General features: G+C 65.1%; 10 protein-coding genes. 4 read left to right on the top strand and 6 right to left on the bottom strand.

What is annotated here, in order from left to right:
• Positions 1-183 precede the first annotated feature (183 nt).
• Entirely contained in the window at positions 184-999 is an 816-nt protein-coding gene (locus IT361_06400; GenBank protein ID MCC6317309.1) for a class I SAM-dependent methyltransferase, read from the top strand.
• Between the two features lie 73 nt (positions 1,000-1,072).
• On the opposite strand, the gene IT361_06395 is transcribed toward IT361_06400, so the two are convergent.
• Positions 1,073-1,363: a hypothetical protein gene (locus IT361_06395; GenBank protein MCC6317308.1), complete on the bottom strand. Its 291-nt coding sequence runs from the start codon at positions 1,361-1,363 to the stop codon at positions 1,073-1,075.
• 996 nt (positions 1,364-2,359) lie between these two features.
• Here IT361_06395 and IT361_06390 point away from each other — a divergent pair.
• Complete coding sequence (locus IT361_06390; protein MCC6317307.1) at positions 2,360-2,998, top strand: hypothetical protein; 639 nt, start codon at positions 2,360-2,362, stop codon at positions 2,996-2,998.
• Positions 2,999-3,202: 204 nt separating this feature from the next.
• Here IT361_06390 and IT361_06385 read toward each other — a convergent pair whose 3' ends face one another.
• The 5 genes from IT361_06385 to IT361_06365 all read right to left on the bottom strand — a co-directional run bounded on the left by IT361_06385 (position 3,203) and on the right by IT361_06365 (position 13,656).
• On the bottom strand, positions 3,203-5,293 hold the full coding sequence (locus IT361_06385) for a DEAD/DEAH box helicase (protein MCC6317306.1): 2,091 nt from the start codon (positions 5,291-5,293) through the stop codon (positions 3,203-3,205).
• 6 nt (positions 5,294-5,299) lie between these two features.
• Positions 5,300-8,104: a DEAD/DEAH box helicase family protein gene (locus tag IT361_06380; protein MCC6317305.1), complete on the bottom strand. Its 2,805-nt coding sequence runs from the start codon at positions 8,102-8,104 to the stop codon at positions 5,300-5,302.
• Positions 8,101-9,033, bottom strand: coding sequence for a virulence RhuM family protein (locus IT361_06375; GenBank protein MCC6317304.1), 933 nt, complete (start codon positions 9,031-9,033; stop codon positions 8,101-8,103). Before IT361_06375 ends, IT361_06380 begins: the two co-directional genes overlap by 4 nt.
• 113 nt (positions 9,034-9,146) lie before the next feature.
• Positions 9,147-10,784, bottom strand: coding sequence for a site-specific DNA-methyltransferase (locus tag IT361_06370; GenBank protein MCC6317303.1), 1,638 nt, complete (start codon positions 10,782-10,784; stop codon positions 9,147-9,149).
• A 16-nt stretch (positions 10,785-10,800) separates the two neighbouring features.
• Positions 10,801-13,656 (bottom strand): DEAD/DEAH box helicase family protein, encoded by a 2,856-nt coding sequence (locus IT361_06365; GenBank protein ID MCC6317302.1) that lies wholly within the window; start codon positions 13,654-13,656, stop codon positions 10,801-10,803.
• Positions 13,657-13,871: 215 nt separating this feature from the next.
• Here IT361_06365 and IT361_06360 point away from each other — a divergent pair, with 215 nt between their 5' ends.
• Positions 13,872-14,852: a hypothetical protein gene (locus IT361_06360; GenBank protein ID MCC6317301.1), complete on the top strand. Its 981-nt coding sequence runs from the start codon at positions 13,872-13,874 to the stop codon at positions 14,850-14,852.
• 214 nt (positions 14,853-15,066) lie between these two features.
• On the top strand, positions 15,067-18,336 hold the full coding sequence (locus tag IT361_06355) for a glycosyl hydrolase (GenBank protein MCC6317300.1): 3,270 nt from the start codon (positions 15,067-15,069) through the stop codon (positions 18,334-18,336).
• The last annotated feature ends 319 nt before the right edge of the window (positions 18,337-18,655 follow it).

The raw sequence follows: 18,655 nt of genomic DNA, 5'->3' as shown, positions 1-18,655 counted from the left end.
ATTCGACGCACGCGGCGATCGCCAGGCAACACCGACCACCCGAATCCTAATGGGTCGGTGCCCGGGGGCACTCCGCCCTCTCGTGTTGGCCTTCGCGCGCGATGTCGTCTGTCGGGCGTGGATCGCGCATGGAGGTGGACAGGGCCAACCCGTCGTTGGCTCCCTTCCCTTACCGTGTCGCACATGACCGCTGCTACTCTGGATCTCGCCGCCATCAAGAGCCGCCAGCAGGCGGCCTGGTCGTCCGGCGACTACGCCATCGTTGGAACGACCCTGCAGATCGTGGGTGAGTCGCTGTGCGAGGCGATCGACCTGCGCGCCGGCGCGCGCGTGCTCGACGTGGCGGCCGGCAACGGCAACGCCACCCTCGCGGCCGCCCGTCGCTTTGCGACCGTCACCTCCACCGACTACGTGCCGGCCCTGCTCGAGGTAGGCCGTCGTCGCGCGCAGGCCGAGGGCCTGTCGGTCGGCTTCCAGGAGGCCGATGCCGAGCAGTTGCCGTTTGGCGACGGTGCCTTTGACGTGGCGCTTTCCACGTTTGGAGTGATGTTCACCGCCGACCAGGCGCGCGCCGCGCGGGAACTCACGCGTGTGGTGCGGCCGGGCGGTACCATTGGCCTGGCCAACTGGACGCCGGAGAGCCCCATTGGCGAGCTGTTCAGGGTGCTGGGTCGTTTCATTCCGCCGGCGCCGGGCCTCCAGTCGCCGCTGCGGTGGGGGACGCGGGCGGGCCTCGAGGAGCTGTTCGGCGATCGCGTGACGGAGATTCGCGCGACCTCACGGCAGTTCTCGTTTCGCTACCGATCCGTGCAGCACATGCTCGAGGTGTTCCGCGCGTTCTACGGGCCGGTGCATCGGGCATTCGCCGCACTCGACGCGGAGCGTCAGGCAGCGCTCTCGGCGGACATCATCGCGCTGTTCGACGCGCGGAGCGTCGGGGGCGACGACGCTCTTGTGTTGCCGAGCGAGTACCTCGAAGTGGTGATCGAGGTCGCGTAGGGAAGCCGAGTGCAGACGTGCGGTCCCGTCTCGGAAGGATCCCGGGTCGGGGTCGTGCGTAGATTCTGGTACCTTAGCCCTTGATCTTTGTGCTGCCGAAGATCGAGTGCTTCACGATGGCCTCCGGCTCGCCACCTCCGTGCGGGACGGCCACGACGAGACGACGAGTCCAGCCGAGGTCGAGCTGCACGATGACGTGGCGGGCATCACGGGACGTACGCCAGCCCTTCACCCGCCCGTCATCGCCTCCACGGGCTTCGTCGACCGCGGCGAGCACCTGATTCGAGATGTCCGTGGCCTCGATCAGCTTGTTGCACGTCGCACAGGTCGCTGGCGACGACGGGTGGAAGTCGCTCGTGCACACGCGGCGTCCACAGTTCGAGCAGCGTCGGGAGTGCGTCTCGCAATGCAGCCGACCGCATGCCGGGCAGGAAGACGTCCCCTCCTGCGTGAAGGCTCCTCCGTCGACATGGCACGTTGTCCGATGCGCAGCGCATGCTCGTTGCCCGTTGCGGTCACGAACTTCTGCCAGGTGGACGGTGCAATGCACGGTGCGGTCGATGGCGCAGACTCCCGTGTGCTCGGCGCACGCGGTGCCCCCGCAGGTCGCGCAGGACACGACTTCATCCGACGCGAGGACCGCGTTGGGCTCATAGGTGCAGGCAGCGCGGTGCTTCTCACACACGAAGCGTCGTGAGCGATCGACCCTGCGCAGGTGTGTCGAGCAGTGCACGAGTCCGTCCACGTCACAGCGCGCCCGATGGCGGTCGCACACGACACGTTTGCAGCTCGCGCACCCGGTCACTTCGTCAGGAGCCACGACTTCACGCGAACCACCTTCACAGTGCCGCACGCACTGCGAACACAGTCGTCGCTGGCCTCTCGTTGACTCCTTGTGGGTGAGTGTCGCGTGCTTGTCGCAGATCATCCGATGACAGTGCGCGCAAGGCGCGAGACAGGCTGTGCAGGATGGGTGGTCGCTTTCGCCGCAACGACCCTCGTGCGTGGAGCAGTGTTTGCGCCGGCATGATGTGCACGTCCTCGAGTGCGCCAGGCAGGCGGGTCTCTTGTCCACGTGGCAGGCGGCGAGTCCGTGGTCTCGGCAGAAGGTCTCACCACACACCGAGCAGTCGCGGCCGCAGGCGATGCAGCAAGCGTGATCGTTGCGGCAGACCGAGAGGCCCTTCGGCACCTCCGCGCAGGTCGGGCACGCCAAGAGCCACTGCCGGTCGCCGGCGAGTACGCGCTGCGCCGTGAACACCGCGTGATGTCCGTTGTTCGCCTCGATGTGCCACTCCACTCGCTCGACGGCGACCTCCCACTCAGCCAGCTGAATCGGATGCACGATCGCTCTCACACGATGACGCTCGGTCTCCTCCTTTTCGCGTCGCTTGTGCTCCGCCTCCAGAGCACGACGACCATCGGCATCGTCGACCTCGGCGAGCATCGAGCCGTAGTAGCGCTGGATGCGCGAGAGTTCGCGCTCGAGCGCATGTTGAGTTGTCGCAGCTTGCTTCTTGATCTCCGGCTGCAAACGTGTCTCCAGACTCCCGAGCATTCGACCGACGAGTTCTCCATGATCACGCACCGCGACCTCATCAAGCGCAGTCCCGTATTCTGGCCGCTCGGCCGTCGGCTGACCCGCGACCCGTTCGCAGTCCTGAACGACATCGGAACCCAGCGTCGCTCCTGTGCTCAGGTCGAACAGGTCACTCTCGACCAAAAGCTCCCGTACCTCCGCACCAGCACGCACAACCACGCGGGCTGTGAGGCGGCCGATCCGATGCCTGGCGTGCCGGACCTCCTGCGTCACCACGCGACCGCTCCGTATCGGAGCCGCCACGGGAACGGACGTGCCGACGGACGCCGTCGCATCGCCAACCCATCCCATGTGCAGTCGAGATCCTCGCCGTCGAACCGCGGTGATGAGTTGGTTCACGAATGCACTCCCGACGATTGCCAGTTCGGCATGTTCGTCTTCGGCCAGCGCCTCGGCTGACAGTGCCAGCCGAATGGCCGAACGACGGCCGAAGGCAGAACGATCGCTGGCGGGTACGGAGAGCTGCAGCAGACCGGGAGCGAACGCGGTCAGCGTGGCGCCAGAGAGCGCGACATAGCGATCGAGGAGGGCGAGGACGCGCGCATCCTGAAGCGGTTGGTCACCGAAGTCATGACTACGTGCAAGCTCGTCGCTCATGCAACGTTATCGCGGGAGTTCGGCGTCCAGGCGCACGAGCAACATGGGGAGTCGGTCGGCCTGCACGGTGAGGTGGACGGCGCGTCCGCGATTCGTCGCGCCCGCAATGTTCACGAGTGCGCCGTACTCTTCCGAATGTTCGCCATCGGCAACATCCGCGCCTTCCAGCGCCTCCATGATTTCATTGACATGCAGCACGAGGTGTTCGCGCATGGCTTCGACCCCTTCGACCTGGGCGAGGTGCTTCGTCCCGTAACCGAGTCGCACGCGAGCGGGGATGGTGAGATGCGCGAACTCTCGCGCGAGTCGCGTTGCGCTGTCATTGCTGCTCAGCTCCGAGTTCAGGCGCTCCTGTTCCATGCCGGCCTCTCTGCTCCGCACGATGTCCGCGCCCATACGCTCCACCGCGTCATCGAACGCTCCGTCATCTTCGGCCGAGAGGAACTCGGCGGCGAGGCGTTGCTCCAGGGTCTCCGATCCACCGAAGTCGCCAAGGATGACATCGAGTTCGCCGACGACCAGTTCGAACAGTCGGATCTTCTCGTCCAGCAATCGCAGGATGTGCGCTTCGATCGTTCCGTGCGCCGCCAGGTTGATGATGTACGCGTCCCGCGTCTGCCCGATGCGATGAATGCGTCCGATGCGTTGCTCGACCACCATCGGGTTCCATGGCAGCTCGTAGTTCACGAGCACGTTGCAGAATTGCAGGTTGAGGCCCTCGGTACCGGCGCGCGTCGACACGAAGACTCCGCTTCCCGCTGCCTTGAAGGCCTGCAAGCGCCTCGCGCGATCGTGGCGCGACAGCCCGCCCTGATAGAGGATGGGCTGGCGTCCGTGTGCGCGGACGCGCTGGGCGATCACCTGGAGCGTGGGCAGGTGCTCGGAGAAGACGATGACTTGTTCGCGGTGCTGATTCAGCACGGTGTCAAGGGCATCGAGCTTGGCGTTCCCGGAGATCGCTGCCGCGGTGCCCGCGAGGCCCAGTGCCTTCTTGCGGTACGCCGGGGTCACGAGTTCCCCTTCGGCGAAGCGTTCGAGCGACTTGCCGAGCGACGCGGTCGATGAGCATAGCCGCTGGCACAGGCGGATGACCTCAAGCGCCTGGATACCCTTGCCCGTTCGCCTCGGACGACGACGACGATCTCCCGTGGCTTCGGCGAACGACTGCTCGATGAAGCCCTTGGCGTATAGCTCGCGCAGGAACGACACGGTCGCGCCATAAAGCGACGCTTCCTGACGTGTGAGCCTGACGTTCGGGTGCACGGGGATGCGCCGAGGCAGTGCAAGCGCCTGCGCGACACTCGAGCGCCGCGTGCGCACCATGACTTCCGAGGTGAGCTCGCGGAGTTGCTCCGGCGATCGCACGCGTCGACGATCGTTCATCGCGAGGTGCCGAGCGGAGAACTCGCGCCACGTGCCCAGCTGCCCTGGTCGCAACAGCGTGATGAGGTTGTACAGCTCGCGCAGGTCGTTCTGCAGCGGCGTCGCCGTGAGCAGCAGGATGAAGTTGCGCTCGATCTTCGAGATGAACTCGTAGGTGGAGCTCTTGTGGTTCTTGACCTTGTGCGCCTCGTCGAGGATCACCAGGTCCCACGTTTCTTCGAGGATCGCCCGTTGATGGTGCTCGCGAACGGCTCGATGATAGGAGACGATGGCGCGAGGGGTCCGGCGCCAGTCGTCGGGCACCTGCGGCGTCTCGAACCTCTCGAAGAACTTGGACTCGAGCTCGCCTTGCCATTGGTCGACGAGGGCTGCGGGCGTGAGGATCAGGATGCGCCGCGCGAGGCCGCGCACCGCCAACTCCTTGAGGATGATGCCGGCTTCGATGGTCTTGCCGAGGCCCACCTCATCAGCGAGGATGGCGCGACCGCCCATGGTGCGCAGAACCCGCTGGGCGACGTCGATCTGGTGGGGCAGCTCCTTGATGGCGTTGGCGTCGAGTGCGATCAGCGACTCGAAGCCCGGAACCAGTGCAAGCTCCTCGGCGGCGCGGCGAAGCGAGAACCATGCCTCGCCGTCAGGCGGCGTGCCGAGAGCGCGCGAAAAGGCCGCGAGGGACTTCTCGTCGATGCTCCACAGCCCGGCCGCGTTTGTCACGCGATCTCAGGCTGGAGCGACCACTGGAGCCACTGACGTGAACCGGGCGACCAGCGCGTCGAGCCCGACGTTTTCAGCGATCTCGTCGTGCGGGATGAGCAGGTAGCGCCACGGCTTGCCACCATGGGCCGCGGTGAAGCCGGTGGCATGTATGCACCACGAGCGCGCCACCTCCCGCTTGAGCAGCACCTCGGCCACCTCGAGGTCCCTCCGCGCCTTTACCTCGATCATCAGGATCTCCCGCTCCGTCTCCGCCACGAAGTCCGGTTGATATTCGGCCATACCCGCACCGCTCCGGTAGTGCATCTGGAACTGCCCTCGCACGGGTTTCATCCACTTGAGTGCGTCGCGCTCGAGGATCACCGCGAGCCGGCGCTCGGGATCGGAGTCGAACTTCTGTTCGGGATACAGGCAGCGCGCGAACCCGGTGAACAGGTATTTCCCGATGTTCGCCCGGTCGGCAGGCGCGACCCGGTAGTCGACGATGTGTTCCCGGACGGCAGTAAACGCACTCTGACGAAGGGGCGTGAGTCCGCGACTGACCACGACGTCATAGCCCTCGCTCGACTCCTCGTGGAATTGGGGCACCATCTGCGCATGCACGAACTGCCCGACTTGCCGCTGGTGATAGCGCAGCACCTTGCTCACCTGGTCGTCGGGGAGATACGTACGGAGGTGCGTCACCACCTGTCCCGCGAGATCGTAGAGCAGGTCGGCCTGGTCGTCGTACGACACATCATCGTAGTCGACGAGGGCACTCACGACATAGTCTTCGGCGCGTCGCTCCTCGGCGCTCCCCTCCCCGACGACGAGCCGGTCGATCACGCCGGTGCGCAGGTGCTGGATCCACAGGTCGTCCGACACGGGCTGCAGGCGCAAGTTGGCCAATTCCAGCGTGAAGGGCTGGAAGCCCGCCGAGATGTTGCCGCGAGGTACGAGAAGGATGCGGGGGATATCGATGGTCCGCTCTACGAAGACAGTGGCCGCCTTCGCCACGACGCTCCTCACGTCAGGGCGTCCATTGTCCATGGCGAGTTCGGTCTGCAGCGGTGCCATGGCAGTTTCCACGGCACGCACGATCTCGGACTGGACATCGTCCCGCGTGAGGTACCCCGATTGCGGCAGGGCCTCGGTGCTGTTCGCCCGCCGTTCGATCTCCTCCCGAACGAGCTGTGCGATGCGTCGCTCGGCGGGCGTTGCGAACGACACCGGGCCCCGCCTTTCGCCGGGTTCACCGTGAGTTTCTGCCGACGCGGAGCGACCTCGATCGCCGCCGCCAGCTTCCGTCACGCCGGACCCGCTCGCGCCAGAGAGCGCCGATCCGGAGTCCAGTGTCGTTGCTGCTTGCGGCCCGTGCCCGCCGAGTTCGATCATCACACGCGGTACCGACACGATCGTCTGGAGACGGGTCCCCAGCTCAGCCGGGTCGAGCACCACACTCGTCATGCGGATCGGCGAATCCGGCCGCCCGGCCTCGTCCACGATCTCCTGAAAGCGATCATGGGCCACGATGTTGAGCCGATCGACCGCGGCCACACCGGTCCGCATCCCGTACGGCAGCCGAAGCCCTCGACCGATGGACTGCTCGATGAGCACTCGCGCGTTGGCGGCGCGCAGCGGCACGATCGTGTAGAGGTTGGTGACGTCCCACCCCTCCTTGAGCATGTTGACGTGGATGACGATCTCCGTCGGCTCGTCGCCTTGCTCGATGCGCAGGAGGCGCTCGATCATCTGCTCCTCCTCGGCGCCGGTCCTGCTGGAGTCGACCTGGATCGCCCGGCCCTTGTAGCGTCCGTCGAAGAACGCGTCGGACTCGATCGTCTCCAGCAGGTGCCTTGCATGCGTGGTATCGCGCGCGATCACGAGCAGGAACGGCTTCACCACCTGCTTGCCGGCTTCGCGCGCATAGGTCTCCAGTTCCACCTTCACGCGTTCGTGCAGCCGGATCCCGTCCTCGAGCTTGAGGCGTTCGATCTCCTCGGGCGCCATGCCGGCCGGGTTGAAATCCTTGCGCGTGACCACCGCGGGCTCCTTCACGAAGCCGTCGGCCATGGCGCGACCCAGCGGGTAGTCGAACACCACGTTCCGGAACGGCGTGGTGCCCTTCGACGACTCCACATACGGCGTCGCGGTCAGTTCGAGCCCGAGGACCGGCTTGAGTTCATTGATCGCTTTCACGCCCGCCGACGCTCGGTAGCGATGCGACTCGTCCATGATGAGCACGAGGTTCGGCAGCGCCGCGAGGTAGTCGAAGTAGCTCTGGCCGATGTACTCCGAGAGCCGCTTGATGCGCGGCGCTTTCCCGCCGCGAACTTCCGACGTGATCTTCGAGATGTTGAAGATGTTGACCTTGCACCTGATGGTCTCGTCGAACAGGGTGCCCGCCCGGAGTTCGTAGTTGTCGCCGGTAATGATCTCCGGCGCCGACGTCGCGAACTCGGCGATCCCCTTGAACACGTACTTGGGCGTGTTCGGCGTAAAGTCCGCCATCAGCTTGCGGTAGATCGTGAGGTTCGGCGCGAGGACGAAAAAGTTGTCGATGCCGTGGGCGAGGTGCAGGTAACTGATGAACGCGCCCATCAGGCGCGTCTTGCCTACACCGGTCGCCAGGGCGAAGCAATACGACGGGAAGTCACGCTCGAAATCGGCGAACGACGAGAACTCCCCCTGGATCACTCGCAGGGCCGCACCGAGATCAGCGGACTTTGACGGCGGGACGACCTCCACCAGCCGATCCAGAATCTCGAGTGACCTGCGTTGCGGCGGGCGGAGGCTCAGCCGCCCCGCCACCGTGTTCACGTGACGGTTCACTGGTCGGCCTCCTTCGTCGGGCGAGGCAGCGACCGGATCGCCTCGTTGATCTCCTCGAGGTTCCGACGCTCCGCGTCCTGCTCGGCCTCCACGCGACGACGCTCGGTGAACTGCTCGTATTCGTCGCTCGCATGTTGCTCAGCGGCAGCGTGCGACACCGAGCCTGCGCCTCCGAGCACCGCGCGATCGTTGAACCGCAGAAAATCATCGAGGCGCTGCTCCCAGTCGCGCAGGAACACCTGCTTTCGTCGCTTCGCCTGGTCTTCGGCGAAATCCAGGAACATCACGACGATTCGATTGAGGCCGTCGATCTCATCTTCGCGCAGGTAGTTCTTCGCGACCGTCACGTCTCCTTTCCGCACCACCTCTCCTTTCCACGACGTGAGCCCCATGTTCGGGAGCGCGTGGTCCGCGCGTTCGACGATCAGCTCGGCGGCCGTCTTCCCGGTGGCGGCAAAGTGCAGCTTGTTCTGCAGGATCTGGAAAGTCCGCTGAGTGTTGGCCGCCGAGGGGGCGTAGTCCGCCGCAAGGGCGATGATGTCTCGCACCCGCAGGTACATCCGGCGCTCGCTGGCCCGGATGTCGCGGATGCGTTCGAGGAGTTCGTCGAAGTAGTCCGGAACGTCTGGGCCGGGGGGATTCCGAAGCCGCTCGTCATCGAGCACGAAGCCCTTGACGAGGTACTCCGCGAGCCGCGCGGTGGCCCATTGTCGGAACAGCGTGCCGCGACTGGACCGCACGCGATATCCGACGGCGATGACCGCCTCGAGGTTGTAGTGCTGAATCGACCGACTGACCTGCCGAGCTCCCTCCGTTCGAACTATCAACCAGGAGTTGATAGTTGCCCCTTCGTCGAGTTCGTTCTCCTCATAAAGCTCTACCAGATGGGCATTTACGTTCTGGACAGACGTCTGGTACAGCTCGGCCATCTGGGCCTGGGTAAGCCAGACGGTCCCCCCAGCCAGCCGCACTTCGACGCGCGTTCGGTCGTCGGCGGTCTGGTAGAGGATGATCTCCGTGCCCGGCGGGCCCTGCGGATTCGTCACGCGGGCTCCCCAGCGAACAGGTCCTGCTGTCCTTCCTTGGGAGGTGCCGGAGGAAGGTCAGCCACGGCGAGGCTGTAGTCGTCGCGGCCCCACTCACAGCGCGAGAGCACGTGCGTGGGGATCTTGCGAACGGTCAGGTTGGGCCAGCCGTCGGCCTTGCCGCGAAAGGCCGAACACAGGACCAGGAGCGTGCGCTCGGGCCCGACCTCGTCGCTCAGTTGCTGGAGTTGATCACGGTTGAGGTTCGCGGTGGTGACGTAGAGGAAGTCGCGTTCAGTGGACTGGCCCTGCTGCCACCAGGTTGTCTCGCTCGGCGCGTACGTAAAGCCTTCGAGCTTGCAGAGGGCTTCGGCGAGCATGGCCGCATTGTATTGCTTGTTTATGACTGGGTTGCCCCACGAGTCCAGCTCGATGAGCGATGGGGCGAGGCGGTAGTAGCGGAAGCCGCCGCCGCCTTTCCAGTTGGCGTCTTTGGTGATGCCGCCGGGGTCCTGACCATCGATGACCTTCTTGAGGCGCGGGATGATGTGGGTGTGGGCGTGTTCGCCCATTTCGATCATGATCCAGCGGCGGCCCATCTTGTGCGCCACCGCGCCGGTGGTGCCGGAGCCGGCGAAGGAGTCCAGGACGAGGTCCCCGGGGTTGCTCGCGATGTGAATGACTCTCGAGAGCAACCCTTCCGGTTTAGGCGTTGCAAACGGCTCGATGTGAGGGAGCAGCTTTCGCAGGTGATCGCGCTTGGCGTCTTGGTTGGATCCGACTTCGGTGGCCGGCCACCACGAGCGCGGCACGACACCGACCTGAACCTCCGAGAGGTAGCGCTTGATCACCGGCATGCTATTTCCGCGTGCGCCAAAGTACACCCGCCCCTCAGCTCGAGCCGCTTCGAAGGTCTGCGGGGAAAACCGCCAGTAGTTGCCAACTGGCGGCGTGACAACTCTTCCCGAAGGCAACGCTATCTCGAAGCGGGCGCTTGCCGATCCGCTCTTCGCGGTTCCGTTGTCGCCTTGAAGCCACGGCCCTCTTGGGTCGTTGTCGGGATTGCGGTAGCGAGCCTCCTGCTCCGGCGTCCTCGGCAGGAGATTCCGCGCATTTCGCCACTCATCGCGATCCTTTGCATAGACAAGTACGTGGTCGTGAGCCGACGACATATCGGTATCGCCTCGCCTCCCTTGATCCTTCTCCCACGCGATGGATGTCACGAAGTTGGCTCGCCCACAGACTTCGTCACATACGACCTTCAGGTAGTGACACTCATTGTCGTCTATTGTAATCCACAGCGAGCCGGCGGGCTTGAGCAGCCGGAAGAGCAGATCAACACGGTCACGGACGAGAGACAGCCACAATGAGTGCTCGAGCCCGTCGTCGTAGTGCTCGAACGCACTCCCTGTGTTGTACGGCGGGTCGATGAAGATGCACGTCACTTTACCCGCGAACTCCTGCTCCAGCGCCTTGAGCGCGAGCAGGTTGTCGCCAAAGATCAACCGGTTATCGAAGATCTCGCTCTCGCTCGTGCGGTGCGGCGCGTGATACGAGCGCTCGGGGTCCTCCAGCAGGACGCGCGGCTCGAGGCGTGGCCGGTGCTCCTTCCCCACCCACGTCAGCTCCAGCCGCGGCTTGCGTCCATTCGTCACGCTTCTGCTCCAGGCATCATGCCGTCACCGTCCATCGAATCGTGAACAACCGCTCGAGGCGCGACGACTGGTCGAGCCTCGCCTCCACATCGGCCAACAACGCATCGCGGCGCTGCTCGATTTCGTCCTGCGCCTCGAACAACCGCTTGCGCTTCTCGTTGCGCGACGACTCGATGGCCTGCACGCGTTTGCGTGCCGCCAGCTTGTCCTCGAGCGTGAGGGCCGCCGTCGCCCCCTTCCGCACCTCCTTGATCTGCCGCTCCAGCTCCTTGATCTCCCGCTCCAGCCCGAGCTTGAGGTCATCGGCCCAGTCATCGAGCTTGGTCGACTCGGCGTCGAGGAACTGCGCGTTCCGCGTGGAAATGTCCAGCTGCACGTCGGCCTGTCGCCGAGCCTCGTCCGCACTGAGCGCCGCTGCCACGTCAGGTGGAATGTCACATGGGCCACTGACACTCGCATCAAGGCGAAGCATACGCCCGAGCGCGTCGACGTCCAGCCGCGTACCGTCATCGACGCGCGCCGCGAACATCATGTGGTCCTCGGCTCGATCGAGCGACTCCACCGACAGCAGCGACGCCAGGAGCCAACCGGACTTCCCTACCATCCCCTCGACCGCCGAGATGCGTCCCTGTCGCGGATCATAGCGAAAGGAAATCGCCGCCGCCGGGTACAGCTCGCGCGCCTTTGCCTGCTCCACCACCCACTCGGCGAGGGGAGACCCGAGCCGATACAGGTGCGCCTCACCCGATCGCCGCGGGAGCTCGTAGCGCCCCGCGGAAATCGAGCCGCTCGGCGCATCTTCGAGGTCGAACACGCCATCGCCGAGATGCGTCGCGCGCTCGCCCAGTTCGTGGCGGGTGAGTGTCATCAGCATGTCCTCGAACCGATCCCGCTGGGCCACAGATGACTCGTTGCGCATCCTGAGTCGCTCGCGCACCTCCTCGTCGAAGTGTTCGAGCAGCTTGCGCCGCGTGTCGGTCATGGCCTCGGTGATCTCGAGGCTCAGCTCCAGTTGCAAGGAATCAAATGCCTTCCGGATCTCCTCCGGGTGCCGGCATGTCTGATAGATCGCGGCGATGCGCTTCTCGAACTCCACACCGGATTCGATCGCGCCCAGCACCTCGTCGCTGGCGCCGAAGATGCCATCGAACAACCTGAACTTCTCGTCGAGCAGTTCGTACACCCGTTGGTCGGCGGCATTCTTGCTGTTGAGGAAGTTCACCACGACCACATCGTGCTTCTGCCCATAGCGGTGGCAGCGACCGATGCGCTGCTCGATGCGTTGCGGGTTCCATGGCAGGTCGTAGTTCACCACCAGGGAGCAGAACTGCAGGTTGATGCCTTCGGCGCCGGCTTCGGTGGCAATCATGATGCGGCCCTGCTCGCGAAACCAGTCGACGAGCGCAGAGCGCATGTCGGCGGCCTTGGCTCCGGTGACCTTGTCGGTACCCTCGTGCTGCGCGAGCCATGCCGCATAGATCGCCCTGGAGCGATCGTCCGTGTTGGATCCATTGAACAGCACGACGTCTTCGCCGTACCCGGCGTCGGCGAGTACACGCTGCAGGTAGTCCTGCGTGCGTCGCGACTCGGTGAAGATGATCGCCTTGTCGCGTGCTCCGAGTTCGCGCAGTTGCGCGAAGGCGATATCGAGCGCCGTGAGGAGCGCCTTGCCCTTGGCGTTGTGCTCGATGCCGCGGGCCAGGGTCGCGAAGGCCTCGAGATCGGCAATTTCCTGCGCGATGGCGGCGCGTACGTCGGGCGGCAGTGGAGCGCGTCCCTCGTCTTCACCCCACTCCTCCTCGGTCTCATCGAGCGCTTCGTAGTCCCGATCCAGTGTCTCGGTAAGTCCGTCGCCGGCGGCATCGTCACCGACCTGCTGCTTCAACCGATCGACGATCGTCTGCAGAGCGCCGGCGATCGCGAATGTGGATGACGCGAGCAGCTTGCGCAGGACGAGCGTGAGCAGGGAGCGCTGGCCCTTTGGCAGGGCCTGGAGGTTGTCGCGCTGCAGATACTCCGACACCAGGTGGTAGAGCCGGTCTTCACTCTCTTCGGGCGAAAACGGCTGCAGGATGGGGCGCCGCTGCGTGTAGGCGATGTACTGCGTGACCTGGCGCCGCAGCGTGCGATGACAGAGCGGGGCAAGACGTGTCTTGAGCGACCGAAATCGTCGATCGTCGCCGAGTGACGCGAACTGTTCGCGAAAGGAGTTCACGTCGCCGAAGGCATGCTCGTCGATGAACGTGACGAGTCCGTAGAGTTCGAGGATCGAGTTCTGGAGTGGCGTCGCCGTCAGGAGCAGCTTGTGCGTGCGGCCGAGTGCGCGCTTGAGGGAGTTGGCGATGACGTTGGACGGCTTGTAGACGTTGCGGAGGCGATGTGCTTCGTCGAACACCGCCAGGTCCCACGGCGTCCGGCTGACGTCGGTTTCTTTGCTGCGCGCGAACTGGTACGAGCAGATGAGAACGTGCGTGGGGTCGTCGAAGGGTGGGCGGGCGAGCTTCACCGCATCGTTGAAGGACTTTGCGTCGAGGATGCGGCAGGGCAGCGCGAACTTCTCGGTCAGCTCCTGATGCCATTGCTTCCGGAGATTGGCCGGTGTCACCACCAGAATGCGCCGCTTGCGTTCGGCCCAGCGCTGCAGGATCACGAGGCCAGCTTCGATGGTCTTGCCCAGCCCGACTTCGTCGGCGAGGAGAGCGCCCTTGGAGAGGGGAGAGTTGAACGCGAAGAGGGCGGCGTCGACCTGATGCGGATTGAGGTCGACCTGCGCATCCACCAGCGCACCGGCCAGGCGGGCGTCACTCCCCGACGGGAAGCGCCGCGTCAGTTCATGAGCGAGGTACTTGGCCTGGTGATCGGTGATGGTCATCGACGGCCCAATCTACGTTTCGTCCTTGGGTTGGGGAGTCTGGCCGGTTGTCACTGCATCACCACCACGCGAGTTTGACCAGCCTTCCTTGCAACCCGCGGCACCGAGTGAGAATCGCAACTGGTCGGCGCATCCCTGACGCACACGGGCGCGGACTCACACGTCCGCGTTGCCGCGGCCAAGTCCCATTGTCTTCCTTCTCAACAGCCAATCTCATGTCACTTCGTGAACGACACCTGGACTACCTGATCGCCGAGGAGTTTGAGTCTTCTGTCGCCTTCGCGACCTGGGTAGCCGAGAAGGCATTTGGGCAGGGCACGCTGCCAGGGGACGACCCGTCGTGCCGAGCCGAGGTCGGTCATTTTCGTGCGTCGGGAGAGACCGACATCCTGGTGACGCTGACCTGGCAATCGGGCGAGAAGGCTGTCATTCACATCGAGGACAAGCTGACCGCGAATCCTCAGCCTGAACAGGCGCTCCGGTACGCGAAGGACATCAAGGCGTCAGCCGAGCGCGCGGTGAGCCTTCTCATGGCGCCCGACGCGTGGATGCTCCGCCATACGTCCGAAAGCGATCTCTTTGACTGCTGCATCTCCTTCGAGGAAGTGGCCGCGCACCTGGGCACCCGCGCACAGGACCTGGAGGAGAACGGAAGCGTGGCGAGCCTGGAACTTGCCCGCCGCCTTCGTTGCCGGCAGCAGCTTTTCGATGTGAGGCAGCGAATCCAGCGCGCCGTCGCAGCCATCGGAGCACGTGACATCGACGACTGGAACGCCGACGCCGCAGATGTGATCGCGGCGGTGAACGACATCAAGCTTGAAGTGGCACCACGACAACGGACCACCGGAGCCGCGAAACGAGGTCGCCACATCCGCTTCAATGAGCGGATGCTGCCGAGTGCTTCGGGACACGAGGTCACCTTGCAGCTCAAGACGAAAGAGGCGCAACCTGGCCGCGTCTCGCTCCAGGTGCCGGAGAACGGCACGAACTCGGCGCTGCGGAGCAGTGCGGCCGCGGCCGGCTTCACGGCAGGGGCCACGGGTACGAACACCCTGCTGATTGACGCGACCACCCCTGCACTTCGCGACCTCGACCTGCAGCGCCCGGTGCGCGATCAGGTTGATCGCCTCGAGGCCGCGGCGAGCGCCGCCCAACAGATCATCGTATGGTGGCAACGCGAGGGATGTCGGATGTGATCTAACCGGACATCCGGCCGAACAACACATCGACGTTGACGTCGTCTGATGGGACGCGTCCGCGATCCGGGATCGAGGACGTGGCGCGAGCAGGGTGACGGAAGGGAACGCGCGGACCGCTGGATCCGGGGTTTGCCAATGCGTGCGCCCGGCTGCAACGTTTCCAGAGTCCCCGATTGCTCGACACGCGTCAACCCACCGTCCCAGAGAGACGATGTTCATCTCGCGTCCGCTGCTCCTCGCTCCCCTGGCCGCGGCCGTGGTGGCCGTGCCCACCACGCGGCTTGCCGACTCGAGTGCGCCAGTGCCGCTCGTTGCCCTGGCGCCGCACGTGCACGACCACCTCCGCGACGACGTTCCACTCGCGCTCGACTCCGCGCTCCTCGCCGGGTACCGCTGGCGCAACATCGGCCCCGACCGTGGCGGCCGCTCCATTGCCGCCTCGGGCGTGAAGGGCCGACGGAACGAAGCGTACTTTGGCGCGGTCGGCGGCGGCCTGTGGAAGACGACCGACGGCGGCGACACATGGGCGCCCGTCACCGACGGCCAGATCCGCAGCGCGTCGGTGGGCGCCGTGGCCGTCAGCGAGACCAACCCCGACGTGGTCTACATCGGGATGGGCGAGACGTGTATCCGCGGCAACATCATGCCGGGCGATGGCGTGTACAAGAGCTCCGATGCCGGCAAGACGTGGACGCACGTGGGCTTTCGCGAGTCGCAGGCCATCGCAAAGATCCGCATCCATCCCACGAATCCCGAGATCGTGTTCGTCGCCTCGTTCGGCAAGTACAGCGTGCCAAGCGAGGAGCGCGGCGTCTTCAAGAGCACCGACGGCGGTCGGTCGTGGCGCCGAGTGTTGTTCCGTGACGGCAAGGCCGGGGCGATCGACCTGTCGATCGACCGCACCAACCCCAACGTGATGTATGCGTCGCTCTGGGAGGCGTACCGGAAGGAATACCAGATGTCGAGCGGCGGTCCGTCGAGTGGGCTGTTCAAGTCCACTGACGGTGGCGAGAGTTGGACCGAGATCACGCGCAACCCGGGCATGCCGACGGGCCTCGTGGGACGCATCGGTGTCGCCGTGTCGCCGGTGAACCCGAACCGCGTGTTCGCACTCGTTGAGAACGAGAAGGGCGGCCTGTTCCGCAGTGAAGACGCGGGCGCTACGTGGGCGCTCATCAACAGCGATCGCAACATCCGGCAACGGGCGTTCTACTACACGCACGTCACCGCCGACACGAAGAACGCCGACGTAGTATGGTTGCAGAACGTGAGCCAGTATCGATCGACCGACGGTGGCAAGACGCTCGTGAATACGGGCAACGGCACGCACGGCGACTTCCACGACATGTGGATCGATCCGGACGACGCTACGCACCTCGTGATCGGCAACGACGGCGGCGGCGCCATCACGACGAACACGGGCGGGCGGTGGTCCGACCAGGACTTCCCCACTGCGCAGTGGTACCACGCGATCACCACGGCCCACGTGCCGTATCACGTGTGCGGTTCCCAGCAGGACAACAGCACGCTGTGTATTCCGTTCAACTGGAACGCCGCCGCGTTCGGTCTGGGAACCGGCGGTCGGCGCGGCGGTGGCGGCGGCGCCGGAGGACCGGCGCGCGATATCACCTCGGGCGGTATGGCCGTGTCCTATCAGGCAGGTGGTGGCGAGCCGGGGTACATCGCCCCGGACCCCCGCGATCCCGACCTGTTCTACTCGGGCACGAACAACGGCGCGTACGTCGACAAGTTCAATCGAAGGCTCAATACGTCGCGGGAAGTGAATCCCTATCCATGGTTCTACTCTGGCGAGCCCTCGAAGGAGATCAAGGAGCGCTGGCAGTGGACGTTCCCGATCATCTTCTCCAAGGCCGACCCTTCGCTCCTGTTCGTGTCGTCGCAGCGCCTGTGGGGCACGCGTGACGGCGGCAAGACGTGGATGAAGCTCTCCGGCGACCTCACGCGCCACGCGCCGGAGACGCAGGAGAAGTCCGGCGGCCCGATCACCGGCGATATGAACGGCCCCGAGGTGTACGGCGTGATCTTCTCCGTGGGCCCCGGCAAGAAGGACGCGAACCTCATCTGGACGGGCTCAGACGACGGCCTGGTGCACGTGACGCGCGACTTCGGGAAGACGTGGCGCAACGTGACGCCGCCCGACATGCCCGACTTCGGCCGCGTGAGCCAGATCGATGCGTCGGTGTTCTCGCCGGGCACGGCGAACATCTCGGTGCGCAAGCCACTGCTCAACGATCTGCGCCCATACATCTTCAGGACCACGGACTTCGGGCGCACGTGGACGAAGATCGTGAACGGCATCCGCGAGGACGCCTATGTTCACGCGGTCCGCGAAGACCCGACGCGTCGCGGCCTGCTGTACGCCGCCACGCAACACGGCGTCTACATCTCGTATGACGACGGAGCGAACTGGAGTGAACTCAACCCGGGACTACCCGACGTTCCCGTGGCCGACCTCATCGTCGAAGGCAACGAGCTGGTCATCGCCACGCACGGTCGCAGCTTCTGGGTGCTCGACAACATCGCCCCGCTGCGTCAATACGAGCCCGCGGTGCTGGCGAAGGACGCACACATGTTCACGCCACCGCCGGCGGTGCGCTCGGGCCCGGGTGCCGTGTTGAGCTGGTGGCTCAAGGCGCCGGCAAAGCGCGCCGTGCTCGAGATCATGGATTCCACCGGCGCCGTGCTGCGATCCTGGGAGAATGACACGACGCCACCGCGTCGCGACTCAACCAACGCGCCGCAAGGCGGTGGTCGCTTTGGCGCACCGCCTCCGCTCTCCAACGTGGCAGGCATGAACCGTTTGGCCTGGGACGGACGCTCGGCGAGCGCCAGCAGCTTTCCGGGAATGATCCTCTGGGGCGCGGGCACCAACGGCCCGGCGTTGCCTCCCGGACGCTATACCGCGCGCCTCACCGCCGACGCGCACACGGTGAGCGCTCCCCTCGTGGTGCGCCGCAATCCGTGGCTCACCGACGTCACCGACGCCGACTTGCGCGCGCAGTACCTGTTTGGCCGTCAGGTGCGCGACAAGGTGACCGAGGCGAACAACGCAGTCATCGCCATTCGCCGCGTGAAGTCACAGCTCGACGATCGCCTGAAGAAGTCCGATGACGCGGCCCTGAAAGCGAAGGGAGAGACGCTGCGGACAAATTCCTCGCAAGTGGAGGAGAACGTGTACCAGGTGCGCAACCAGAGCGGCCAGGATCCGCTCAACTTCCCGATCAAGGTGAACAACCGGCTCGCGAACCTGCTGTCGATGTCGGAGCGCGGTGACGGGCGGCCCACCACCTACATGCCGGAGATCTTTGGGATTCTCGAGACCGAACTCAAGGGCTACACGACACGCCTGGCCGAGGTGTGGCGGGTGGATCTGGCCGCGGTGAACGCGGAACTGGCTCGGCTCCGTCTCCCGCGGATCGATCCGGCCTGCGCCAGGAGCGAGGGGTGCAATTTGATGTAGTGCGGCCGAGCGTCATGCGCGGGCGCGGGTGTGTGCGAGGTGAGGCAAACTGTCAACAGCATGCAGCCAGCAGAGCTCGTCGGCCTCGATGCCGTCCTCATCCGCATGATCGGCATTGACAGGTGAACACGACGCGCCTACACTCGGCGCGTCGCGTTCACGGGGTGGAGGAATGGAGAGAGAGAGAGAGAGAGGACGGGAGAGGGAGAGCAGGCTCGGCCGTGGGGTGGGCGATACTGGGCATACCGCAGGCTTCTGTGGCTACCGTGGGTGGTAGCCTGTGTCGGCGACGCGCCACCGCAGCGCTCGCTGTCCGTTG

The organism is Gemmatimonadaceae bacterium (assembly GCA_020846935.1).
Classification (GTDB): domain Bacteria; phylum Gemmatimonadota; class Gemmatimonadetes; order Gemmatimonadales; family Gemmatimonadaceae; genus RBC101.
The sequence above is the reverse complement of the archived record's forward strand: the minus strand, read 5'-3'. Positions and strand labels throughout refer to the sequence as shown.

What these genes read in the sequence shown, in the direction of transcription:
- IT361_06400 (MCC6317309.1), top strand. Translation starts at nt 184, where the DNA reads ATGACCGCTGCTACTCTGGATCTCGCCGCCATCAAGAGCCGCCAGCAG.
- IT361_06390 (MCC6317307.1), top strand. Translation starts at nt 2,360, where the DNA reads ATGACGCTCGGTCTCCTCCTTTTCGCGTCGCTTGTGCTCCGCCTCCAG.
- IT361_06375 (MCC6317304.1), bottom strand. Translation starts at nt 9,033, where the DNA reads ATGGCCGAGCTGTACCAGACGTCTGTCCAGAACGTAAATGCCCATCTG.
- IT361_06365 (MCC6317302.1), bottom strand. Translation starts at nt 13,656, where the DNA reads ATGACCATCACCGATCACCAGGCCAAGTACCTCGCTCATGAACTGACG.
- IT361_06360 (MCC6317301.1), top strand. Translation starts at nt 13,872, where the DNA reads ATGTCACTTCGTGAACGACACCTGGACTACCTGATCGCCGAGGAGTTT.
- IT361_06355 (MCC6317300.1), top strand. Translation starts at nt 15,067, where the DNA reads ATGTTCATCTCGCGTCCGCTGCTCCTCGCTCCCCTGGCCGCGGCCGTG.